At 61.2% G+C, this 23513-nt stretch carries 19 protein-coding genes and 3 pseudogenes; 13 read left to right on the top strand and 9 right to left on the bottom strand.

What is annotated here, in order from left to right:
• The first annotated feature begins 1 nt into the window (after nucleotide 1).
• Entirely contained in the window at nucleotides 2-901 is a 900-nt protein-coding gene (locus ACERZ8_RS06780; protein ID WP_407591447.1) for a hypothetical protein, read from the top strand.
• Between the two features lie 105 nt (nucleotides 902-1006).
• On the opposite strand, the pseudogene ACERZ8_RS06775 reads toward ACERZ8_RS06780, so the two are convergent.
• Both ACERZ8_RS06775 and ACERZ8_RS06770 read right to left on the bottom strand, forming a co-directional pair.
• Nucleotides 1007-2664, bottom strand: a pseudogene (locus ACERZ8_RS06775) (Y-family DNA polymerase).
• 84 nt (nucleotides 2665-2748) lie between these two features.
• The gene (locus ACERZ8_RS06770; RefSeq protein WP_407591446.1) at nucleotides 2749-3366 is read right to left on the bottom strand and encodes a TetR/AcrR family transcriptional regulator; all 618 of its coding nucleotides are present in this window, start codon (nucleotides 3364-3366) and stop codon (nucleotides 2749-2751) included.
• Nucleotides 3367-3505: 139 nt separating this feature from the next.
• Here ACERZ8_RS06770 and mbfA point away from each other — a divergent pair, with 139 nt between their 5' ends.
• The 7 genes and pseudogenes from mbfA to ACERZ8_RS06735 all read left to right on the top strand — a co-directional run bounded on the left by mbfA (nucleotide 3506) and on the right by ACERZ8_RS06735 (nucleotide 9271).
• Nucleotides 3506-4480, top strand: a complete 975-nt coding sequence (mbfA, locus tag ACERZ8_RS06765) for an iron exporter MbfA (protein WP_407591445.1) — start codon at nucleotides 3506-3508, stop codon at nucleotides 4478-4480.
• A gap of 29 nt (nucleotides 4481-4509) precedes the next feature.
• Complete coding sequence (locus ACERZ8_RS06760) at nucleotides 4510-5433, top strand: AEC family transporter (RefSeq protein ID WP_407591444.1); 924 nt, start codon at nucleotides 4510-4512, stop codon at nucleotides 5431-5433.
• A 96-nt stretch (nucleotides 5434-5529) separates the two neighbouring features.
• Nucleotides 5530-6361: pseudogene (gene fghA, locus ACERZ8_RS06755) on the top strand (S-formylglutathione hydrolase).
• Between the two features lie 25 nt (nucleotides 6362-6386).
• A complete protein-coding gene (locus ACERZ8_RS06750) occupies nucleotides 6387-6836 on the top strand; it encodes a YaiI/YqxD family protein (protein WP_407594188.1) in 450 nt (149 codons plus the stop codon).
• Entirely contained in the window at nucleotides 6833-7453 is a 621-nt protein-coding gene (locus tag ACERZ8_RS06745) for an HAD-IA family hydrolase (protein WP_407591443.1), read from the top strand. Before ACERZ8_RS06750 ends, ACERZ8_RS06745 begins: the two co-directional genes overlap by 4 nt.
• Nucleotides 7450-8360 (top strand): annotated as a pseudogene (locus tag ACERZ8_RS06740) (ornithine cyclodeaminase family protein). The gene ACERZ8_RS06745 and the pseudogene ACERZ8_RS06740 overlap by 4 nt, the downstream one beginning before the upstream one ends.
• Nucleotides 8345-9271 carry an alpha/beta fold hydrolase gene (locus ACERZ8_RS06735; RefSeq protein WP_407591442.1) on the top strand — a complete coding sequence of 309 codons (927 nt, stop codon included), beginning with the start codon at nucleotides 8345-8347 and terminating at the stop codon, nucleotides 9269-9271. Before ACERZ8_RS06740 ends, ACERZ8_RS06735 begins: the two are co-directional and overlap by 16 nt.
• Here ACERZ8_RS06735 and ACERZ8_RS06730 read toward each other — a convergent pair.
• Nucleotides 9268-10509, bottom strand: coding sequence for an MFS transporter (locus ACERZ8_RS06730; RefSeq protein WP_407591441.1), 1242 nt, complete (start codon nucleotides 10507-10509; stop codon nucleotides 9268-9270). The genes ACERZ8_RS06735 and ACERZ8_RS06730 overlap by 4 nt on opposite strands.
• Before the next feature lie 135 nt (nucleotides 10510-10644).
• On the opposite strand from ACERZ8_RS06730, the gene zapE reads away from it, so the two are divergent.
• Complete coding sequence (zapE, locus tag ACERZ8_RS06725; RefSeq protein ID WP_407591440.1) at nucleotides 10645-11700, top strand: cell division protein ZapE; 1056 nt, start codon at nucleotides 10645-10647, stop codon at nucleotides 11698-11700.
• On the opposite strand, the gene ACERZ8_RS06720 is transcribed toward zapE, so the two are convergent.
• From ACERZ8_RS06720 to ACERZ8_RS06705, 4 genes are read right to left on the bottom strand one after another with little or no spacing between them, the layout of a single operon-like run.
• Nucleotides 11697-12977, bottom strand: coding sequence for a bifunctional folylpolyglutamate synthase/dihydrofolate synthase (locus ACERZ8_RS06720; RefSeq protein ID WP_407591438.1), 1281 nt, complete (start codon nucleotides 12975-12977; stop codon nucleotides 11697-11699). The two genes, zapE and ACERZ8_RS06720, sit on opposite strands and share 4 nt — an antisense overlap.
• Nucleotides 12974-13909, bottom strand: a complete 936-nt coding sequence (gene accD / locus ACERZ8_RS06715; protein WP_407591437.1) for an acetyl-CoA carboxylase, carboxyltransferase subunit beta — start codon at nucleotides 13907-13909, stop codon at nucleotides 12974-12976. Before accD ends, ACERZ8_RS06720 begins: the two co-directional genes overlap by 4 nt.
• 57 nt (nucleotides 13910-13966) lie before the next feature.
• Nucleotides 13967-14872: a CPBP family intramembrane glutamic endopeptidase gene (locus tag ACERZ8_RS06710; protein ID WP_407591436.1), complete on the bottom strand. Its 906-nt coding sequence runs from the start codon at nucleotides 14870-14872 to the stop codon at nucleotides 13967-13969.
• Nucleotides 14869-17943: an ABC transporter transmembrane domain-containing protein gene (locus tag ACERZ8_RS06705; RefSeq protein WP_407591435.1), complete on the bottom strand. Its 3075-nt coding sequence runs from the start codon at nucleotides 17941-17943 to the stop codon at nucleotides 14869-14871. The genes ACERZ8_RS06710 and ACERZ8_RS06705 overlap by 4 nt, the downstream gene beginning before the upstream one ends.
• Before the next feature lie 167 nt (nucleotides 17944-18110).
• Here ACERZ8_RS06705 and ilvD point away from each other — a divergent pair, with 167 nt between their 5' ends.
• The 4 genes from ilvD (at nucleotide 18111) to ACERZ8_RS06685 (ending at nucleotide 21699) form a co-directional block, all read left to right on the top strand.
• The gene (gene ilvD / locus ACERZ8_RS06700; RefSeq protein ID WP_407591434.1) at nucleotides 18111-19874 is read left to right on the top strand and encodes a dihydroxy-acid dehydratase; all 1764 of its coding nucleotides are present in this window, start codon (nucleotides 18111-18113) and stop codon (nucleotides 19872-19874) included.
• 369 nt (nucleotides 19875-20243) lie between these two features.
• Nucleotides 20244-20456, top strand: a complete 213-nt coding sequence (locus ACERZ8_RS06695) for a hypothetical protein (RefSeq protein WP_407591433.1) — start codon at nucleotides 20244-20246, stop codon at nucleotides 20454-20456.
• Nucleotides 20457-20540: 84 nt separating this feature from the next.
• Nucleotides 20541-21314 carry a DUF6478 family protein gene (locus tag ACERZ8_RS06690; RefSeq protein WP_407591431.1) on the top strand — a complete coding sequence of 258 codons (774 nt, stop codon included), beginning with the start codon at nucleotides 20541-20543 and terminating at the stop codon, nucleotides 21312-21314.
• A gap of 13 nt (nucleotides 21315-21327) precedes the next feature.
• Complete coding sequence (locus tag ACERZ8_RS06685; RefSeq protein ID WP_407591430.1) at nucleotides 21328-21699, top strand: hypothetical protein; 372 nt, start codon at nucleotides 21328-21330, stop codon at nucleotides 21697-21699.
• Here ACERZ8_RS06685 and ACERZ8_RS06680 read toward each other — a convergent pair.
• Entirely contained in the window at nucleotides 21696-21884 is a 189-nt protein-coding gene (locus ACERZ8_RS06680) for a DUF2783 domain-containing protein (RefSeq protein ID WP_407591429.1), read from the bottom strand. The two genes, ACERZ8_RS06685 and ACERZ8_RS06680, sit on opposite strands and share 4 nt — an antisense overlap.
• Complete coding sequence (locus ACERZ8_RS06675) at nucleotides 21884-23509, bottom strand: FAD-dependent oxidoreductase (protein WP_407591428.1); 1626 nt, start codon at nucleotides 23507-23509, stop codon at nucleotides 21884-21886. Before ACERZ8_RS06675 ends, ACERZ8_RS06680 begins: the two co-directional genes overlap by 1 nt.
• Nucleotides 23510-23513: the final 4 nt, after the last annotated feature.

The raw sequence follows: 23513 nt of genomic DNA, 5'->3' as shown, positions 1-23513 counted from the left end.
CGTGAACAAGCGGCCCAATTACCTGATCTACGCTCCGTCCTATGACCCAGACAGCGGCGGCGCGATCTTTCTGCATCAACTCGCCCATGTGCTGGACAGTCTGGGCGAGGATGTGCGGCTGTGGCCCTGGACAATGGAAAAGCTCAGCGCGCCTGCATGGCTGAAAAAGCTGTCGCGCAAGCCCAGCTCCCTCTGGAAAAATCCAAAGTTCGATCTGAACCCCGACTTGAACACGCGCATCGCCCGGCCAAGCGACCTGCGGCCCGACAGCATCGTCGTCTACCCCGAGGTGACCCTTGGCAACCCGCTGCACGCACGCAACGTAGTGCGCTGGCTGTTGTACCGACCCGGCTTGAAAGACCCCTATGCGTTCACCGAAAACGAGATGTTTTTTCGCGCTGGCGAAATGTCCGACCTGCCAGACCTGACCGGCGGCGCGCCTGACCTTTATGTCTGGAATCGCAACAGGGTCTACCGGAACGAACAACGCGCCGACCGCGCAGGCGCGTGCTACATGGTGCGCAAGGGCCACGAAAAACCGCGCATTCCGGAAACCGAAAATGCCATCTGCATCGACGGAATGTCCCACGCCGAGGTGGCTGAGGTCTTTAACCGCTGCGACGTGTTCTACAGCTATGACGAGGCAACGATGTATTCGCAATTCGCTGCCATCTGCGGTTGCCTGAGCGTGATCGTGCCCGGCCTTTACGCCTCCCGCGCCGACTGGGTCGCGGCCCACCCCATGGGGCGTTACGGCGTCGCTTACGGCCTCGACGATCTGGATCATGCCCGCGCAACCCAAGACCAGGTCGGCGACATGCTGGACGAAAAGGAACGTGACAGCCGCCGGACAGTAGAGGCGTTCGTTGCCAAAACTCAGGCTGCTTTTGCAGGGCGCTGACTGTGCCGTGTGACGGGAAGTCGCTCGCCGATTTGCCTTTTTTCATGGCGTGAACCTGCCCTTTCACCGCAAACGGCCAGCGCCCGTGCGCACCCGTTGCCCAGCTCAACCGAAACTGCCCTGACAGAACCACCCCGCCGACATCGCTCCGCCGTGGCCATAAAACAGCCACAGCCGCGCGCCGCAGGCTGTGTCAGTGACCCAGTAATCCCGCGTGCCCGAGCGCCAGTTGGGATCGTCCAGCCACCATTCCGGGGCCAGTCGCTCGGGACCGATGGCGCGCATCCGGGTCAGGTCGCGCCCGCGCCAGCGGAACGTGTCGGGCAGGTGCGGCACGGCGGGTGCATGCACCGGCTCGGGTGGCCACAGCAGAAGTGGGCGCGGATTGGTGGGGGCAGGCCGGGGCCCCTCATGCGGTTTGGACCATGCAGCAGCCAGAATTTGATGTGATTTTTCAGGGATGTGGCTGTCTGCCGGGTGATAGCGGCGGATCGCGTCCAGCCCGACCCGCGCGCCCAGCCGTCCCACAAGATCGTCCAGCGCATTGCTTTTGTTCAACCGTGCCTGCACCGCATCCCCGGCCTGCAGATGGCCCACCACCACTGCGTCGTGCAAGGGTTCGACCTGCACAGCGACAAGGCGCAGCATGTCGATGCCAAAGCCTGCGTCGATCTCTTCGATCTTCAATTCTAGCAGCGGGCGAATGCGGTGTGGATCAAAGCTGGGGCGGGCAAGGCCCACCTCGATCACCTCGACCCCGTGGTCACTGCGATAGGCCTGCAGGGCAACGCGGCGCACCCCTTTTCCCTTGTCTTCCAAAGCCTTGCACAAACGTGGCAACAGGCGGTCAATACCCGCCATCACGTCCTCGGCCAAACCGATGGGGTCCGGCAGGGTCATGCGCACGGCAAAGTGGTCGGGCGGTTTGGCGGGCGAGACAGGTTCGGGGGCGCTGCCCATCGCCTGATCCATGCGCATCACCAGCCCCCGCCCGAACCGACGGGCAAGGCCTGCGCGGGGCTGGCCCAAAAGGTCCCCCACCCGCCGCAGGCCAAGGCGGCCCAGCTGGGCCGTGATCTCCGGTTCCAGACGCAGGGCGGCGATGGGCAGGGGGCTGAGCGCGCCATAGGTCTGGCCCGGGGGTGCAATGCGCTCTGTGTTGCCCCTTTGGGTGCGCACCGCCGGGGCCACCCCGCCGCGCGTCCAGTGCCGCCGTTTGCCTGCACGCGAGCGTGTGGCCCGTGCCTCTTGATCAATCGCGTCGCCAGTCCGGTCCGACCCCGTCGCCCGCCCCGCATAACGCGCCAGCGCCCGGGCCGCACCGCGCGTGTCCGCCAGCCCCATCAGGACACTCAGACCCAGATCGGTACAATCGTCTTCGACCACCTGCATCAACTGCGCCTCGCCCCCGAACAGATGCGCACAGCCTGTCAGATCCACGACCAGCGCGTCCCCCCTTCGGGTGCGACCCACGGGCTGAACTTGCCCGCCCAGCGCTGCAAAGCTTCGAGAAACCGCGCCTCGCCCACAACACTGCGCGGATGGGTGAGCAGACCGGGGCACATCGCATGGGCATCGCGCACGGGCTGACCAACCTGCAAACCCTGCGCCTGTGCCACAGCGTTCAGAGCGGTTATGACTTGCATGTTCTGCTGTTCCTGCACCACCGCCAGCGGCTGATCGCCCAGCACCGGTTGGCGCCGGATCAGACGTTCGGCCCCCAGTCGGGGAAACCACAGGGACAGGATGCGGCGGTCAGACATGACAGATTGTTCACATTTTGTTCTCATCATAAATACGATGAGTCGCGTCCCGGAGTCGAGGCAGTCGCAATGTGAATTTCGGTGTCAGGTGCCGTAGCGGGCCATAAACGTCTCAACCGCCCCGTCAACGACCCGGTCGATGTCCGACGCATCGACGCTGTCGATCACCCCAAACATCAAACGCGGCCAGATATCGGCCTTGCACAGCTCGCCAAACTGATCCGCCGCAAGGGTCAAATCGTCAATGCGCAACTCGCCCCGGCGCATCGCTTCGGTAAAGTACTCTGCCATCTCGGCCCGCATTCGCGCCGGGCCGGACTGATAAAAGGCGCGTCCGATCTCGGGAAAGCGATCCGATTCCGCCACGCAGATGCGAAACACCTGTTGGCCGAATTTCGAGGTGATGAAGCGCACGAAATGTCGCCCAGCCTGCGCCAGAACGGCACGTGGGGGTGCGTTCATATCGATATTGTCGATGGCAGACTGGCTTTGACGGGCGCATTCCTGGTTGGCCACCTCCATGAACAGCAAGCGCTTGTCGGGGAAATAGCTGTAAAGGGTCGCCTTGCTCACCTCTGCCTCGCGGGCGATGTCGTCGACACTGGCCCCTTCGAATCCGTCTGCCATGAACACTTTGCGCGCGCCCTCAAGGACCTGATCGAACTTCCGGCCCTTTCGGACCACGGGTGTGGCGTCGTTCATGGGCATCCTTCACTCCAAGACAGAAGGCTTTATAAACCGATCTGTTCAGTTCTGACAGAAAAATCCGCCTTTCCCCTGTTGCAAGTTGTGCCAGCCACACCATCATAGTTTGGAACGATTCTAAACTGATGGCAGACAGATGCGATTTTCAACACAACGCAAACGGTTCAGTGACTTGAGCGAGCAGGAGGTTCTGGCCCTTGCCATTTCTTCGGAAGAGGACGATGCCAGCATATATCGAGGCTATGGCGAGCGTCTGCGCGCCGAGTATCCGGCCAGTGCCGCCATCTTCGACGATATGGCGACCGAAGAGGATTCCCACCGCCAGCGCCTGATCGAGTTGCACCGCGCCCGGTTTGGCGAGGTCATTCCGCTGATCCGGCGCGAACATGTGTCAGGCTATTATGCCCGCCGCCCCGTCTGGTTGATGAAAAACCTCAGCCTTGAGCGTATCCGGTCCGAAGCCGAGGCGATGGAGCGGGATGCAGAGCGATTCTATACTGCCGCCGCGGCGCGCACATCTGATGCCGCGACGCGCAAATTGCTGGGTGATCTGGCCGCGGCAGAGGCGGGGCATGAACGCAAGGCGGGCCAGCTTGAGGACAAACACCTTGATGATGAGACCAGGGCAAGCGAGGACGAAAAAGACCGCCGTCAGTTCATCCTGACATATGTGCAGCCCGGCCTTGCCGGCCTGATGGACGGGTCGGTATCGACCCTCGCGCCGATCTTTGCCGTCGCCTTTGCCACACAGGACACATGGACGACCTTTCTTGTCGGCCTCGCCGCCTCTGTCGGTGCAGGCATCTCGATGGGCTTTACCGAGGCTGCGTCCGACGATGGACAGTTGTCTGGGCGTGGCTCACCGATCAAGCGCGGCTTTGCCTCTGGCATCATGACTACGGTGGGCGGGTTGGGTCACGCCCTGCCCTATCTGATCGCCGACTTCTGGACGGCGACTGTCACGGCCATCATCGTGGTGTTCATTGAATTGTGGGCCATTGCGTGGATCCAGAATAAATACATGGATACGCCGTTTTGGCGGGCAACTTTGCAGGTTGTCGTCGGAGGGGCGCTGGTTTTTGCCGCCGGGGTGCTGATCGGCAGTGGCTAGCAGCGCGCGTGCGCGCTATGGGTTGATCCATGCTGGCGATCCTGTTCAAAACCCTGCCCTTTTTTGCTCTGATCGGTTTGGGCTACTGGGCCGGGCGCACCCGCTTCTTTACCGAAGAGGCGACGGCATATCTGACCAAGTTCGTGTTCTACTTTGCGCTCACGGCAATGATTTTTCGCTTTGCCGCCAACCTCGAACTGGCCGAAGTCTGGGATACGCAGCTTGTGCTGGCCTATCTGTCCGGCACAGTGTTGGTCTACCTGATCGCGACGGGTGTCGGATGGATGCGCGGGCTTGATACCCCCACGACGGCGGTCGAGGCGCAATGCGCGGTGATCGGCAATGCGGGTTTTCTGGGCCTGCCCATGCTGGCGCTGTTGTTCGGGGCGCAGGCAATTGGGCCAGTGATGCTGGTGCTTGCCACAGACCTGATCGTGTTTTCCAGCCTGATCGTGATCCTGATCACTGCGGGCCGGGACGGACGCATGTCATGGTCGATCCTGCGCACCATCGGCAGCGGGCTGATAAAGAATCCGATGATTGTGGCGATGGCCCTTGGCCTCACATGGTCGGGCCTGCAAATACCGATCCCGACGCCGATGAACGACTTTCTCAGCATCCTTGGTGGCGCTGCGACACCCGGGGCGCTGTTCGCCATCGGTGCGTCACTGGCCAGCAAATCCACGGAACGGATCGAGATCGCGGGCTGGCTCAGCTTTTGCAAACTGATCCTGCATCCGGTCGCCGTTGCGATATGCGCCCTCTACCTGTTCGAGGTCGAGGCGTTTGGCGCGGCGATGATCATCGCCTGTGCCGCCATGCCCGTGGCCGGCAATATCTATATGCTGGCACAGCACTACGGCGTGGCGCCCCAGCGCGTCTCTGCCGCCATCCTTGTGTCGACCGCCCTCAGCGTTGTCACCCTCACGGCCGTCATTGCGTGGATCAGCTAGATTTCTTCTGACCAGAAATACTACCGCCGGAGGCCCCTCAATCTTGCCGCACGCGCCTGCGCCCGCTAGCGATGAACAAACGAAAGGAACACGCGCATGAAAACCGAATCCGAGAACGCCTGTTTTGGTGGCACGCAAGGGGTCTATTCCCACAGTTCGACATCCTGCGCGTGCGACATGACCTTTGGCCTGTTCATGCCCGCCGAAGCCAAGGAGGGCCCGGTGCCCCTGCTGTGGTACTTGTCCGGGCTGACCTGCACCCACGAAAACGCGATGACCAAAGCGGGTGCGCAGGCCTGGGCCGCTGAACATGGAATCGCGCTGGTCTTTCCCGACACCTCGCCGCGCGGCGAGGACGTGGCGGACGATGACGGCTATGATCTGGGCAAGGGGGCCGGTTTCTACGTCAATGCAACCGAAGAGCCTTGGGCCAAGCACTATCGCATGTGGGACTATGTGATGGACGAGTTGCCCACACTGCTTGAACGCAACTTTGATCTGGATATCGAGCGGCAGGCCATCACCGGGCACTCGATGGGTGGGCACGGCGCGCTGACGATGGCGATGTCCGCGCCGGGGCGATTCAAGTCCGTGTCGGCCTTTGCGCCCATTGCGAGATCCATGCGCCAGCGACTGGGGACGCAAGCAGCTGACCGCCTACCTTGGCAGTGATGAAGAGGCTTGGTCACCCCATGACGCCACCATGTTGATGCGCGCCAATGGGTTTGATGGCCCTGTTCTGATCGACACGGGCACGTCCGATCAGTTCCTCGACCTGCTGAAACCCGAAGCGCTGGCCGAGGCCGCCGCCGCGCGCCGCCAGCAAATGACTTTCCGGATGCAGCCCGGTTACGACCACTCCTATTTCTTCATCTCGACCTTCATGGAGGACCACGTGGCGTTCCATGCCGAGGCGTTGTGGGCATGAGCCCGCACAGGAAAGTGGCGTGGGCGTGACCACGCTCTACATCGATGCCGACGCCTGTCCGGTCAAGGCGGAGGCCGAGCGGGTTGCCACACGGCACAAGATCGCGATGAAAGTTGTTTCCAACGGCGGCCTGCGCCCCTCGCAAAACCCGCTGGTCGAACATGTGATCGTGCCCGATGGCCCCGACGTGGCTGATATGTGGATCGCGGATCGGGCTGGTCCGGGTGATGTCGTGATCACCGGCGACATCCCACTGGCCGCCAAATGTGTTGAGGCAGGCGCGCGCGTGCTGAAACACAATGGCGCGGCGCTGACAGCAGCCAATATCGGCAACGTATTGGCGACGCGCGACCTGATGGCTGATCTGCGCGCGGCCGACCCGTTCCGGCAGGGCGGGGGCAAAGGGTTTACCAAAGCAGACAGATCGCGTTTTCTGGACGCATTGGAACGGGAACTGAGGGCGGCAAAACGATGAGCATCAAGGCAGTGGTTTTCGACATCGGCAACGTGCTGATCGAATGGCAACCCGAGCGGTTCTATGACTCCGTCATCGGTGAGGAGCGCCGCCGCGAGATGTTCGCCGCAGTCGATTTGCATGCGATGAACGACAAGGTCGATATGGGCCACCACTTTACCGAAACGATCTATGCCGCAGCCGAGGAATACCCCGACTGGCGCGCCGAAATCCGCATGTGGCACGATCGCTGGATCGAGATGGCAGCACCCGTGATCGACCATTCGGTGCGCCTGATGGGGGCCTTGCAGGCCAAGGGGGTGCCTGTGTTCTCCCTCACGAATTTCGGCATCCAGAGCTATGATTACGCCGCCACGCACTATCCATTTTTGCGCAGCTTTGACCGTGACTTCATCTCTGGCCACATGCAGGTGATCAAACCCGCGACCAGGATTTACCAGATGCTCGAAGAGGAAAGCGGGCACAGCGGGGCTGACCTGATCTTTACCGATGACCGTATCGACAATATCGCCATGGCCGCCTCGCGCGGTTGGCGCACACATCTGTTTGAAGGTCCGCAAGGCTGGGCAGATCGTCTGGTTGCCGAAGGGCTGCTGAGCGCGGATGAAGCGGCATGAGCATCCCGTTCATTCGCTTTGACGAAGGCGAGGCGCTGCTGGACTGGATCGGCCTTACGGACGCGCTGGCCGCCGGGCATGACCTGCCGAAGGCAGAGATCGGGGATACGTTCCTTTACCGTGACCCGGACACATTGCTGTCGCGGGCCGCATGGATCGACGGCATGGGTATGGCGGTCAAAACGGCGACTGTCTTTCCGGGCAATCCGGGCAAGGGCGCGCCGATGATCAATGGCGGTGTGAACCTCTACTCTGACACGGATGGCACGCTTGAGGCCATCATCGACTTTCACCTTGTGACCAAGTGGAAGACTGCGGGGGACAGCCTGCTGGCCGCACGTCGCCTTGCGCATCCCGGCACCCGCAGCATCTTGATCGTGGGGGCAGGCACGGTGGGCCGCGCGCTGCACGATGCCTATTCCGCCGCCTTTCCCGGAGCGCATTTCACCGTCTGGAACCGCACGCGGTCCAGTGCCGAGGCGATGGCCGCCGAGCGCCCCGGCCTTGCTGTCGCCAACAGTCTCGAAGACGCAGTGCAGAGTGCCGACATCATCACATCCGCCACCATGTCCACTGACCCGCTGATCAAGGGCGCATGGTTGCGCCCCGGCCAACACGTCGACCTGATCGGCGCGTACCGCCCCGACATGCGCGAAGTGGACGACGCAGCCCTGCTCAAATCCCGCGTTTTCGTGGACAGTTTCGACACGACCGTGGGCCATATCGGAGAGATCAAGATACCGCTTGAGGCCGGAACGATAGCCCGGGATCACCTGCAGGCCGACTACTATGACCTTGCCGCATTTCGTCGCGACCCCGATGACATCACACTGTTCAAGAACGGGGTGGCGCGCATCTGGACCTGATGACCAGCCGCTACATCCTTGATCGGTGGCGCGCCCGGTGATGTGGGCCGTGATCATCCTGCTCGGGGTTCTCGCGATACCGCTGACCATCGAATGGATGCGCAATCCCATCTCGGACAAACAGCGCCGCGAGGCACCGGGCAAGTTTGCCCTGCTGTCCCAAGGCACGACCCACTATGCGTGGCTGGGGCCGGAACGTGGACCCGTAGCGGTGTGCATCCACGGCCTGACCACATCGTCCTATGTCTGGCGGGGCATGGCCAAGGGTCTGGCGCTGATGGGGTTCCGGGTGCTGATCTATGATCATTACGGTCGCGGATTGTCAGACACGGTGCGCGGCAAACAGGATGCTGCGTTTTTCCTGCGCCAACTGACGGACCTGCTGGACCATGAACGCATCGACGAACCGGTGAGCGTGCTGGGATATTCCATGGGCGGGGCGGTTGCGACACATTTTGCAGCCTCTCAACCGGACAGGATCAAGCGACTGATCCTGCTGGCCTCTGCGGGCATGCAGGACATCTCGGGCCCGCGTGTCAGGGTTCTGCGCGACTGGCCCGTGATCGGGGATTGGCTGTTTTTGCTGCTCTATCCCTTCACCCTGCGCAAAGGGCTTGAGGCAGAGGCGGGCCTGCCCGGCAGCGCCGAGAACATCAACGCCATGCAGCGGGCTGAAACGGACCGGCGTGGGTACTTTCCGGCCGTCCTGTCTAGCTTTCGCGGTGTGCTGCGCCACACGACCCAGGAACAGCACCGCGCCATTGCCGCAGCAGGAATACCGGTTCTGAGTATCTGGGCCGAAGCGGATGCGCTGATCCCGCTGTCCGCCAAGGACAAGCTGGCCGAATGGAACCCGCAGGCGCGCCAGTCTGTCATTGCGGGTGCAGGCCACGGGGTGACCTACACGCACACCGATGAGGTTCTTGAGGCTATCCGGGCTTGGGGCTCTTAGGCCGGAACCGCCCGACCCATGGGTTTTTCACGGATTGGCAGGTGCACGATGGCGCTGAACGCTCCGATGGCGACGCCGATCCACCAGACCTGCGTATAGGTTCCGTAAAGGTCGTAAAGCCGACCGCCCAGCCACACACCCAGGAACGACCCCAACTGGTGGGAAAAGAACACGATGCCATAGAGCGTCCCCATATAGCGCACGCCGTAGATATGCGCGACAAGGCCGCTGGTCAGTGGGATCGTGGCCAGCCACAAGGTGCCCATGGCCACTGAAAAGATGATCACAGAGGTCGGCGTGATCGGGAACAGGATGAACAGGGACGCCACAACTGTGCGCCCGGCGTAGATGCCCGCCAGCAGATACTTCTTTGAATACCGCTTGCCTGCCCACCCGGCCAGTAGGGTTCCGGCGATGTTGGCGAGACCGATCAGCGAAATCGCCACAGCGCCTAGCGCAGATGTTGTCGATATGCCCATGCTGTCGAGCGTGCCGCCCGGCAGGATCGGGCCGCACAGTTCGGTGACAAAGGCCGGGAAGTGCGCGGTGATGAAGGCGATCTGATAGCCGCACGAGAAAAAGCCTATGAAAATCAGGAAATAAGATGGATCGCGGAACGCCCTCAACAGGATTTCACCCATGCTTTCTTCCAATTCCGCTTTGGTCGCGGGGGTCGGCACGCGCATCATCGGCAGGGTCAGCAAAGTCGCCAGAATGGCCGCGGCAAAGATCATGAAGACACTGGGCCAGGTGGTGATGCCAAGCAGCCATTCCGCAACGGGGGGTCCAAAGATCTGTCCGCCCGACCCTGCAGCGGCGGCGATAGCAAGGCTCATCGAGCGGTTTTCTTCGCTTGAGGCGCGGCCCACAACGGCCAGGATCACGCCAAACCCTGTTCCTGCGATCCCGAAGCCCACAAGCCAGGCGTAAAGCTGGTGTTCAAGCGGCGTCACCGACCAGGCTGACAACACCAGCCCCAAAGCATAGACCAGTGCGCCAAGGACAATCGCCTTGCGGTCCCCGATTTTCTCGGCAAGCGCGCCAAAAATCGGCTGTCCCACGCCCCACGCCAAGTTCTGGATCGCAATCGCCATCGAAAATTCGGCCCGCGCCCAACTGAACTGATCCGCAATCGGGATCTGGAACACGCCGAAAGACGCACGCACCGCAAAGCTGACGATGATGATGACGCAGCCGACGATCAGGACGGGGGTGAACAGGGGTGTACGGGTTTGCATAGATGTCTCCGGAACGTCCGGTCAGAGTGACCGCGCCAATCGGGCGCGTCAAATCAGGATATTTTGCCGTCGCATCACAATCTCTGAACTGTGCTGGCTTTTCAGGCGGGCAGTGGCGCGTTACCACGGGATGGTATGACCGATTTGATGACAGAATATCAGGCCCTTGTGGCCGCAGGTGATTTGAAACGCGATGACGCGCAGGAAGCGGTCCTGCCGGAATTTGAACGTATCCGCGCTGCACTTGCCGAACCTGTCAAACGCGGGCTGTTCCGCAAGGCCCCGGAACCGCCCAAGGGCCTCTATTTATGGGGCGGCGTCGGGCGCGGGAAATCCATGCTCATGGACTTCTTTGTCTCGCATGTCGAGGCCCCGGCCAGGCGCGTCCATTTCCACGCCTTCATGCAGGAAGTCCACGCCGCAATGCACGAAGCCCGCAAGACTGGAGTCGACGATGCGATTGCGCCGGTCGCTGCAGATGTCGCCGACTCGGTCCGGTTGCTCGCATTTGACGAAATGCAGATCAGCGACATCACAGACGCAATGATCGTCGGCCGTCTGTTCGAGGCGCTGTTTGCCGCAGGGGTTGTGGTGGTGACCACGTCGAACCGCGTTCCAGACGAGCTTTACAAGGACGGGTTGAACCGGCAGTTGTTCGTGCCGTTCATCGAGTTGCTGAAAGAAAAGATGGTGGTCTGGGAACTGGCCTCGCCCACCGACTACCGGCAGGACCGGCTGACCGGAAGCCCGACCTACTTCACACCTCTGGGCGGAGAAGCGCGGCGTCAGATGGATGACATCTGGTCCGACCTGTCCGGCGGGGAGGCGCAAGCGCTCGACATCACCGTAACGGGGCGCACGGTCACAATCCCGCACTTTCGAAATGCTGTCGGGCGCGCCAGCTTTTTCGATCTGTGTGCCAAACCACTGGGCCCAGGTGATTTTCTGGCCATCGCAGAGGCCTGCAAAGTGCTGATGATCGACGATATCCCGTGCCTGTCGCGCAGCAACTTCAATGAGGCCAAGCGCTTTGTTACTCTGGTCGATGCGCTTTACGAGGCCCACGTGCGGCTGATCTGCTCGGCTGCGGCAAGCCCCGAAATGCTCTACCTCGAAGGCGAAGGCACCTTCGAATTCGAACGCACTGCCTCGCGCCTGCGCGAAATGCAAAGCGACGGTTGGGCGACCTAACCGTTTTCGCGCAGCACGGCTCCGGCCAGGTAAAGTGAGCCGCAGATCAGAACGCGCGCTTGGGGGCTGTGATTGAGGATCGCGGTGAGCGCTGCGCAAAGATCGGGCGCGTCGGATGCTTTCAGCCCGACATCCCGCGCCGCCCGAGCGGTCTCGACAGCGGGCAGAGTCGCCACTTCGCCCGGAATCGACAGGGCGGTGAGGCTGTCGGCAACATCCGCCAATGGGGCAAGGTATCCGCGCACGTCCTTGGTGTTGAGCATGCCGCAGATTATGTGCGTCGACCGTTTGGGCAGGCTGCGGATCACTGATGCAAGCGCGTTGCCCGCAGCCGGGTTGTGCCCCCCGTCCAGCCACAACTCCGCGCCGGACGTCGCCGCCTGTTCCGCCAGCGGTCCGCTGCGCAACCGTTGCATGCGGGCGGGCCATGTCACCTCGGTGACGGCGGCGTGGCAGGCCGCGTCGTCACAGCCCAGATGGCGCAGCGCTGCCAGCGCCATCCCTGCATTCTGGATCTGGTGGTCGCCGGGCAAAACCGGGCGCGGCAGATCCAACAGGCCTGTCTCATCCTGAAAAATCATCCCGTCCCGTTCGGGACTGGCATGCCAATGCTGCCCATAGGCGAGGATTGGAGCGCCGAGCTTGTTGGCACGTGCCTCGATCACCTCAAGTCCAGCTTCGTCCTGCTGACCGATAATGACCGGCACGCGCCGCTTGATGATCCCGGCCTTTTCGCCTGCAATCGCCTCGATCGTATCGCCAAGGAACGCCTCGTGGTCCATGGACACGGGCGTAATGATTGTCAGGGCGGGTGCATCGATCACATTGGTCGCATCCAGTCGCCCACCAAGGCCCACCTCGAGCAGCGTGTAATCCGCAGGTGTGCGGGCAAAGGCGAGGAGGGCGGCACAGGTCGTGATCTCGAAATAGGTGATGTCGGCGCCACCGTTGGCGGCGTAGCATTCATCCAGCAGCGCGGTCAATGCCTCCTCGGTGATCAGGGTGCCCGCGAGGCGGATACGTTCGTGAAAGCGTGCCAGATGTGGCGAGGTGTAGGCGTGCACACGGTGCCCCGCCGCCTCAAGCCCGGCGCGGATCATCGCCTGCGTCGAGCCTTTGCCGTTTGTCCCTGCGATATGGATCACGGGCGGCAGATCGTTTTGGGGATTGCCCAATGCTTCCAGCAAGCGCCAGACACGATCCAGGGTCAGGTCAATGATCTTGGGGTGCAGCGCCATCATCCGGGCAAGGATGGCGTCGGATGTCGGGGCCGTCATGGCTTGGCAGGATCGCCGTCGATTTCAGCCTCAGCCGCCGAGACTGGCGTGGTCGGTGCTGGCAAATCCCCCATCACAGCAGGCGGGAGCCCCATCAACATGCGGGTTATCGTGATCAGTTCGGCGCGCATTTCTGTGCGATTGGTCACCCGATCAAGCATGCCGTGGTCCAGCAGGTATTCGGCGCGCTGGAACCCTTCGGGCAACTTTTCACGGATGGTCTGTTCGATCACGCGCGGCCCGGCAAAGCAGATCAGGGCGTTGGGTTCAGCGATATGCACATCGCCCAGCATTGCATAGCTGGCCGTGACGCCCCCGGTCGTTGGGTGCGTGAGGACGACGATGTAAGGCAGCCCCGCCTCTTTCAGCATCTGCACGGCGACCGTGCTGCGGGGCATCTGCATCAGACTCAGGATACCTTCCTGCATCCGCGCGCCACCGGCTGCAGAGAACAGGATAAGCGGGCGCTTGAACTTCACGGCCTCCTGGGCAGCAGCGATAATGGCATTGCCGACATACATGCCCATCGAACCGCCCATAAAGGAAAAATCCTGCGCGGCGGCGATGATGGGGGTGCGCCCGATCTCGCCTGCGGCCACCAGCATGGCCTCCGTCTCTCCGGTCGCCTTTTGGGCGGCGCGCATGCGGTCGGGGTATTTCTTTTGATCGCGGAATTGCAGCGGATCGGCGATGGGGGCAGGCACCGCGACTTCGGAATAGATGCCGCCGTCAAACAGCGCGCCGAACCGGTCGCGTGGGGTGATCGCCATGTGGTGATTGCAGTTGGTGCAGACGTTCAGGTTGTCGCTTAACTCGCGGTGAAACAGCATCGTGCCGCATTCGTCACACTTGGTCCACAGATTGTCCGGCGTTTCGCGGCGCGAAAAGATCGAGTTGATCCGGGGCCGGACGTAGTTGCTGATCCAGTTCATGAGGTCTTCCTGCTGCGACGTTGACTGTCAGATAATCCGGCCAAGGCGCAAATGCAATCAAGCCCTGATCGCAAGACGCGCCACAAGCCAGCTGACCAGCATAAAGCCAAAGTCGACAGGCAGCCACGCCGCCATTTGCGCCTCATCCGACAGACCAAAGGGCAGGACATAAAGCGCAAGGCCCGACATCTCGTCCGGCACACTGGTCAGCACCATGGCTGACAGGTTATTGGCAAAGTGCACGGCGATGGCAGGGCCAAGCGTGCCCGACCGGGCCGTTAGGTCCGCCATCAAAACGCCGAACATCGTGGCCCAGGCGACAATCGTCCACGCATTGCTGCCCGCGCTGTCGGGCAGATAGTGGGCGATCCCGAACAGGGCGGCAGGTGCAATCATCCAGATCAGGGGCGATCTGAAACGGGCCGCCAGTTGCTGCTGGATGTAACCGCGAAAGAAGACTTCTTCGGCGCCCGACTGGATCAACACCGCAATAAGGGCGACAGGCAGCAAGAGCAGCCAGCGCCCCAATTCCATATTGCGCTGCAACGGCTCGCCCATCCCGTAGGGCGGCAATATCCAGATCACTGCGGTCAGGATCATCATGGCGACGAAGACGACGATAAACTGTCGCCCCGCCAGACCGGGTTCACCAAGCAACGTCACCGGGCGGCGCTTGTGCACCATGATCACCACAAGTGCGGCAGACACCGCCAGAAAACCCAGTTGGGATAGCAGGATCAGCATACCCGCCACTGTCTGGCCTGACTGCGCATCTGCGATGATCGCATTCACTATGTGCGGAGGCATCACCTGAAACAGCGTGCCGAATAGCATCTGGCTCAGAACAAGGAACAGTCCCGCTGCCAGAACGATGCCAAAACACAGCCGCCAGACCTGCGCCGTGCCCTTGGCGGGCGCAACAAACCGGTCGTGTGGGTGATAGTCAAAGGACCAGACGCTCATTCATCCAGTGGCGGCGGAGGCGGCCCCTCGTCCTGGGGAATGGCGATATTGGCCTGACGCAACAGCTCGGCTGCCCCCGTCAGGTGCCCTGCAACGGTTTGCAACAGGCTGAGCAAAACGGTGGAGTCGTTTTCCACGACGGCGCGGAATTCGGTCGCACCAATCCGCAGAAACGTCGACTTGGTTGTCGCCGTCAGGTTCAACTGGCGCGGTTCGTTGGAAATGATCGCGAGATCACCGATCAGTCGTCCCGGCTCCACAGTGGTCACAGGCCTTTCGCCTTCATCCGTGTTGTAGGTCATGACGGCAGAGCCGGATATGCACAGGTAGGCCGCATCAGGTTTTTCGTTCATCGAAAAGATGCGTTGATCTTTCTTGGCTTCGTACCAGTTCGCAGCAAAGGCAAGCAGGCGCTGGTTCCTGTTGCTCAACCCGGCAAAAAGCTCGGTCCGGGCGATCACCCGCAGTTTCCGGCTTAGGTCGTCACCTTCTTCTTCATCATTTTTCTGGACACCATCGATGCGGCCATCCTTGATTTCGACAAACAGATCGTAAGCGTCGGGGTTTTCAAATTTCTCTTCGAGAAAGATCAGGGTCGCATCGGGCAGCAGGCCGCGCAGGGCATTGCGTGTCTTGCGACGTTCCTCGGCGCTGTGGGACGCAAGGGCACGGTCAAGAACCAAAACATCAGGCCGCTTGATCCCGGCACGCGAAAACGCAGCGCGTTCGTGGAACACTGCCGGCAGGTTTGTCCCGCCAAGGCCGGTTGGAATGTCAAAGGCGGTCTCAGCCACCAAACGGCGTAACCCTTCGTCCTTGATCAGGTCGGCCACGAGGTCTTCGATCAATTCACCTTTGAGGCCTGCAACCATGGATATCCGCCCATAAAGCGCGTTTTCCAGCAACGTCAGGCGGGGCAGGTAGTTTTCCGGATCAATGGGAACAAAGAAGTCTTCGGTCTGCGTGCGCAACGCGACACCGCTGGCCTTGCGGATTTCCACGATCTCTTTCTTGAAACTTTCGGGAAAGGCGGGTCCGATCTGTTCTGCGGTAAAGGCAAAAGGCACAGTCAGCAGCAGCGCGAATTCATCATCGGTCAGCGCAATATCACCGCGCTCACGGCGGCGCTGCGAAATATCAACCAGCCGTTCATACAAAGCATCATCAATGTTCAAAGCGGTGAACAGCGGGTGACTGGTCCCGTCCCGGCCAAATGTCTGGTGCAGCGTTTCGATCAGTGTCTGAGAGATCGCGATGCCCTGTTCCGCAAGCCCATGTTCAAAGATCAGGTTCATGAACACCGTATTGGCGGCAAGCCCTTCCTGACTGATTTCGCGCTTGGGCGAGGCAAACAGCAGGTTGCCTCCCAGAGGCACGGCGGGGTTAAACGCCTCCGGATCAAAACGGTAGACTTCGTCGATCAGCTCCTTTTCACGCAGGCACTCTTCGACCGCGGGGCGCATGGCCACGATGGCCTTGGCAAGCTCCGGGTGCATGTCCGGGTCAATCCGGCTGGTCAGCATGCGACGGAACATGAAATCATCAATGCCCATCGCCTGCACCAGTTCGAACCACCACTGGCGGATGTCATCCGCGTTGTTCAGCCCGGCAAGAGACGGATCAACCCAATCCGCATCAACCTTGTCGCCACTGTTGCCGGAACGGATCGCTTCGTTCTGGTCGCGATCCTTTTTGTCGCGCACCCAGTCCACCGTTCGCGGGCTGGTCATGAGCGGCATCAGCAGGTTGGACCCCAGCGTGCCGTCAAACAAATAGGGGCGCGAGTGGGCATACCCGATCCGCGCCGCGATCACCGCCTGATGCATCTTGGACAGATCATATCCGGCCATCTCGATTTTGCCACGCGTCGGCAACACTTCACGCGTCAGCAATTCGGCCAGCGCTGTGCGTTCAGTCTGATTGCGCGCCTGAATGGCCACACGCGCGCCCTTCGGGATCGTCAGATCGATGTTTTCAAGGATCGGGTTGTTGTCAGCGGCGCGCACGGTGACGTCCTTAACAACGATATCGCCTTGCAGGTGAGGGATCTCTTCGGGTTCGCCGTCAAACAGCTCTTCGTCGATCATGCCATTTGGGCCGAACCGTTCAGTCACGACCTCCCAGCGCACAGCCATGTCCTGTGTCTGGTTGTAATACATCAACAGCTCTTTCCACGGGCTCGACAGGTCCTTGTAGGCCGCCAAAGCCGCGACAAGCGCGCCGACCGTGATTTCGCCCTGAATGGCCAGATAGCCGCCAACGGCATAGAAAAAGAACGGGGTCAGCTGCGTGATGAAGTTGTTGAGGAACTTCATGAAGAATTTCTTCTGGTAGATCTGGAAGCGGATACCAAACAAGCGACCCAGACGGTCGGTGAACTGCGCCAGACGGTAGCGCAGGCCGCCATTGGTCCGCAGATCTGAAATCCCTGCCGCGCTTTCGCCGATCTCGGACGAAAAGGCGCGCATTTCCTTGATCCGTTCCTTGTTCAGCAGGTTGATCCGGCGTTGCAGCATCGGGATCAGCCAAGCCTGCAACGGGATCAGTGCGATGCCCGCCAGCCCGAACCAGAAAGACTGAATGAAAAGGAACACCAGAATGATCAGCATCTGACCGGCCTGGAAAACAGGCTGGGCCACCATATCGCCCATCAGCCCGCCCATCGGCTCGGCCTCTGAGGTGACCATGCTGACCAGTTCGCCCTGAGAGGTGGAACGGAAATAGCTGCGCGGAAAGCGCAGCATGCGTGCGATCAGCGAATAACGAAACCGGCGCAGCAGACGTTCCGCCGTCACCCCCTTCATCGTGTTCAGGCGCATTTTCAGCAGCCCGTGCGCCACGACCGCCCCGAGATATCCAAAACACAAGGCCAGAAGGAACTGAATCTGGGTCAGCTCAATGCCCCAAAGATCGATGACATTGCTCGACGCCCCGATGGCGTCGTTGATGATCCGCTTGGGCAATTCCAGCGTCGCATAAAGAAACGGGAACGTCACAACGGTCAGCGCCAGCAACAGCAGTTGGTCTCTTTTGGAATGCTTCCAGATGAAAGCGAAAAGGCTGGAATCCATTGGTCTGTCCTGATCGGCTGTGCCCGGTGGTCTAGCACATACCGCGCCCCCGCCTGAACCGTTCGGTTTACCTAGTGGCACCCACAGTGCAATGCAACCGCGTCTGACGCTTGCAGGGATGCGGACCAATGGCTATTCCGGTGCAAATGTCTTGAGGGAGAGGCCCGATGCCAAACGGCAAATTCGACAAATCCAAACTGCCCAGCCGTCATGTGACCGAAGGCCCCGCACGCGCGCCACACCGGTCCTATTACTACGCCATGGGCATGACCGAAGAGGAGATTCACCAGCCTCTGGTCGGAGTCGCCACCTGCTGGAACGAGGCCGCCCCCTGCAACATCGCCCTCAACCGTCAGGCACAGTCCGTCAAGGTCGGGGTCAAGGCGGCCCATGGCTCGCCGCGCGAATTCACTACGATCACCGTCACCGATGGCATCGCGATGGGTCATGAGGGCATGCGTTCGTCCCTTGCCAGCCGCGAAGCGATTGCCGACACGGTCGAGTTGACCATGCGCGGCCACTGCTATGACGCCATTGTCGGCCTTGCCGGTTGCGACAAATCCCTGCCGGGGATGATGATGGCGATGATCCGTCTGAACGTGCCGTCCGTGTTTCTTTATGGCGGGTCGATCTTGCCGGGCCGCGTGGCCAAGAACGCCGCCGTACCCGCCGAGTATCTCGACCGCGACCTGACCGTGCAGGACATGTTCGAGGCCGTGGGGCATCAGCAAAACGGCACCATGACCGAAGCCGAGCTGGAAATCCTGGAACGGGTTGCCTGCCCCTCTGCCGGGGCCTGTGGTGGGCAATTCACCGCGAACACAATGGCCTGCGTGTCCGAGGCTATCGGCCTTGCGCTGCCCAACTCCTCCGGCGCGCCCGCGCCTTACGAGAGCCGCGACGAATACGCCAAGGCGTCGGGTGCTGCGGTGATGAATCTGATCGAAAAGAACATCCGTGCCCGCGATATCTGCACCCGCGAAGCGTTCGAGAACGCCGCGCGCATCGTTGCTTGTACCGGAGGCTCCACCAACGCGGGCCTTCACCTGCCCGCCATGGCGCATGAAGCCGGTATCGACTTTTTCCTTGAGGACGTATGCGAAATCTTCCGCGACACCCCCTATTTCGTCGACCTGAAACCGGGCGGCCAGTACGTCGCCAAGGACCTCTACGAAGTCGGCGGCGTACCTGTGGTCATGAAGGAGCTGCGCAAGGCCGGTCTGCTGCACGAGGATTGCATGACCGCCACCGGCTATTCCATCGGCGAAGAACTGGACAAGAACACGCTGGAGGCGGACGGCAAGGTCATCTACCCCGTCGAAACGCCCATTACCAAGACTGGCGGCGTCGTCGGCCTCAAGGGCAATGTGGCTCCTGAAGGGGCTATCGTGAAGGTGGCGGGGATCGAACCTCAGCACCAGATTTTCACCGGCCCTGCGCTGATCTTTGAATGTGAACAGGACGCGTTTGAAGCGGTGCAGAACCGCACCTACTCCGAAGGCGATGTCTTTGTCATCCGCAACGAAGGCCCCGCAGGCGGCCCCGGCATGCGCGAGATGCTGGCGACCACTGCCGCCCTGTCCGGTCAGGGCATGGGCAAGAAAGTCGCGCTGATCACCGATGGCCGTTTCTCTGGCGCGACACGCGGATTCTGCGTCGGTCACGTCGGCCCCGAGGCGGCGCATGGCGGGCCGATTGCGCTGCTCAAGGACGGCGACGTGATCACCATCAACGCTATCGAAGGGTCAATCAATGTCGCCCTTTCGGACGAGGAGCTTGCGACGCGCAAGGCCGCATGGTCCGGACCGCGTGAGACGCTTTATGGTGCTGGCGCGTTGTGGAAATACGCCCAGCTTGTCGGCTCAACCTATCTTGGGGCGGTGACTCATCCCGGTGCCAAGGCCGAACGCCATGATTACATGGATCTCTAAGGCGCTCGCGGCAGGGGCCATGTGCTTGGCCCTTGCCAGTTGTGACGAGTTGGCCGGTACGGGCGGCAGCGGACAGGGCAGCGGGTTGCCCTTTGCCAAGCTGGCGCGTGGGGCCGTCACGCTGGTGCCCCCTTTCGGGTATTGCGTCGACAAACGCAGCTTGCGCACAAGTTTTGCGTTGATGGCACGCTGCGACACGCTTGGCGGTACCGCGACATTCGGCGCGCCCCTTGCCCTGATCACCGCCGCGACTGTCGCACAGAGCAGTGGCGCGTCACTGGCAGGCCCAGAAACCGAAACCGTCCTGACCCGCCGCCAGTCCGGCACGCTGACTCTGTTGCAGGTCAGGGGCACACCCCCAGCGCCGAAATGCGTGACGTGTTCTGGCGCGCGATCGGTCAGGTGGGCAATCAGGTTGTCGGCCTGGCCGTTTACGAGGCCGCCGAAAGCGCGGAACTGGGCGAACGCGCGCCAGAATTGCTGACCCAAACCATGCGCCGCACCCGGGCGCAAACGGCCGCGCTGGCCGCCAGCGCTCAGGACAATTCTGCAACGACACCGGCAAAACCGGCTCAGAACTGACATTTGCCCGGTTTATTTCAAAGAAACCTTTGGCATAGATAAGAAAGCCCACATGCAGGGGCAGCCAGAGACGGCGCAGGGCAAATGGCAGGTAAAACGATCAGGTATATCGAAAGACTTGCGCATAGGCGTGCAATGCGTCGTTGGGCGCGGGCGGCGCGCACTGCAAAGGAAACCGACCTTGGCGAATTGCGTGCCCTGCGCAGTTCCGCGCGTCTGTTGCGCAGCCACCTTGACGGTCTGATCCATGTGGGCGACGAACGGCTGGCATTGCCTGCCATCGGGTCGACGAACTTTGCCCGCCCGCACAACGCGGACTGGGCGTGGCGTCCGGAGTTGTGGCGCGGGTCTTTGCCCGAAGCGGGCGCGTCATCCGTGCAAACGAAATCCATGTTCGGCAGCGAAGTGACCGTTTTTCACGACTGCGCCCTGAGCGAATTGACCCTGCGCCAGATCCGCAACCAGCGCGAGCGTGACATTGCCCCCTACGGTCTGCGCATGGATGTTTTCAAGTTTGATGGTTCCTTTCTTTCGCTGGTAATCGACCTGCCCCCCGACGCGGTGCAGGGGCTGCGCAAAACACATCTTTTGGGCATGAACACCATCGTCGAAATGGAAAACCCCTTGGAAATCTTCGGGCGACTCAACATCCGGCACGGGCCCAACACCGAACAGATCGTGCGTGAATTGCCGCTGAATGAGCAGGATGTGACCGTCGAATTCGACCTCGCCTATTCCAAACTGAACGAAAAGCGGATCGAAAAAGCGTGGATCGATCTGATCTTTGAAGGGCCGGAAATGAACCAGATCACACTGCGCGATCTGACGTTCTCGCGCCGCCCGCGCGCCGCATTGTGAGAGAGGAAGCGCGATGAGCACTCTGGTACTGACGCCCACCAAAATGCGGCAAGGCATCTGGGAAGGGGTGATCAAACAGACCGGCAGCGGCGTTCCGCAAATCCGGGTGACCCATCTGGACGTGACCGTGCCTGAAATCGACCTGACCGAAACCGGCACCGCGGGCGAATGGCTGCTTGAGGTGCCGATTCCGATGTCCGCCATTTCCGAGGGCGTGCAGGTCTTTGTGATCTCGGATGCACTGAACGACGAAACGCTAGGTCAGTTCACTTTGATCGCGGGCGAGGTTTTGGGCGATGATCTGCGCGCCGAGGTCGAATTGTTGCGCGCCGAACTCGACATGCTGAAACGCGCCTTTCGCCGTCACTGCACGGAAACATCCTAAGCCCGTTTGGCCGCCGCAAGGGCAGCGCGCAGCACGTCCCGATCTCCGATATGATTGGCGAGGACCAGGATCAGACGCGCGTTCAGTGCATCGCTGTCTGCTTTGGACAATCCGTCATGGACGCCCAGCAACTCGTCGTAAAATCCATCCGGGTCAGCGATGTTGGGCTCAAGATTTAGCGCCATCAGCGCACCTCCTTACCAAGTGCGATGCGCAGTGCGCTTTGAATATCTTCAACCGTGGCAGACGGCCAGCGCGCGACCACGTGTTGATCGGGGCGCAGCAGATACACCGCCTGCGTGGCACTGCCAAGATAGCGGTCCCGCACCATCCCCTTGGGGTCATCCGCAGCGCTCAGCGTCACGTGGTGCACCGGAACGCCGTCAAGGCTGTCGATGTCCGGGGGATCGGTGCATATCGCAAGGATGGCAAATGACCCCTTCAACCGGTCCAGCAGGAATCCGTCGGCCAGCTCTGCGTCTACACAAGGTGCCCCGACGCGAGTGCGTGCAGGGCCGTCCAGTACGTCCGGGCCGTTGAGCAGATGGCCGTCATACACACATGGCACCGACAGACGCCCTGAGTTGACCAGTGGTCGGGCAAAAGCATGATCCGCGGCCAGTTCAAGCACGGCGTTGCGAAAGGTTTTGCTGATCTCACTTTTCGGTGTCAGGAAATCTGTTGCGCGGGTTGAGTTGAGAATATTCTCGTCCGCTGCAAAAGAGCGTTCCGTCGAATAGGTGTCGAGCAGCGCATCGGGTGCAAGACCGCGCACGACAAGGTCCAGTTTCCACGCAAGGTTCTCGGCGTCCTGTATTCCGGAATTGGCACCCCGCGCACCAAAGGGCGATACCTGATGCGCGCTGTCCCCTGCAAACAGGACGCGCCCATGGCGGAAGGACTCCATCCGGCGGCACTGGAAGGTGTAGATCGAGGTCCATTCCAGCTCGTATTCCGCCCCCTCGCCCAGCATTGCATCGACGCGGGCGCGCACGCGGTCGGGGTCTAGTTCCAGCTTGCGGTCAATGTCCCAGCCCAGTTGGAAGTCGATGCGCCAGATGTCATCAGGCTGTTTGTGCAGCAGCGCAGATTGGCCGGAGTTCTTGAACGGCGGTTCGAACCAGAACCAGCGTTCCGTCGGGAAATCGGCTGTCATCTTGACGTCGGCGATCAGGAAATTGTCCTCGAACACACGGCCATCAAAGCTGAGGCCCATCATGTCGCGGATGGGCGAGCGAGCGCCATCGCAGGCAATCAGCCAGTCTGCTTCGATCTGATAGGGGCCGTCCGGTGTGTCGATGTCCAGCACAACGTGATCATCCTGAACAGTCATGCCCGTCAGCGCATTGCGTCCGCGGATTTCGATGGGTGCGCCGCCGTCTTGCGCGCTGCGGATTTCATCCACCAGAAACTTTTCGAAATAGGGTTGCTGCAGATTGATGAAGGCCGGGTTCTTGTGGCCGTCTTCGGGTTGCAGATTGAATTCAAACACCTTGTCAGGGCCGTGAAACACCTTGCCGACGTTCCACACGACACCCTTTTCTCGCATCCGTTGACCTGGACCCAGACGGTCGGCGATCTCAAGCGTGCGCTTGGCAAAACAGATCGCGCGACTGCCTTGCCCGACCCCCTCGTGATCGTCTAGCACAAGCACAGGCGTGCCCTTGCGCCCCAGATCAAGCGCGGTTGCCATGCCGATGGGACCGCCACCGACGATCACAACCGGATGGCGCTGTGTGGGCTGTGATTGCGCCGGCACGGGTGCGTATGGGTAAAGCTTGAACGCCAGATCGTAGCGGACATCGACCATCTGT

Origin of the sequence: Tateyamaria armeniaca, assembly GCF_045797845.1 — a bacterium.
Lineage (GTDB): Bacteria > Pseudomonadota > Alphaproteobacteria > Rhodobacterales > Rhodobacteraceae > Tateyamaria > Tateyamaria armeniaca.
The sequence above is the reverse complement of the archived record's forward strand: the minus strand, read 5'-3'. Positions and strand labels throughout refer to the sequence as shown.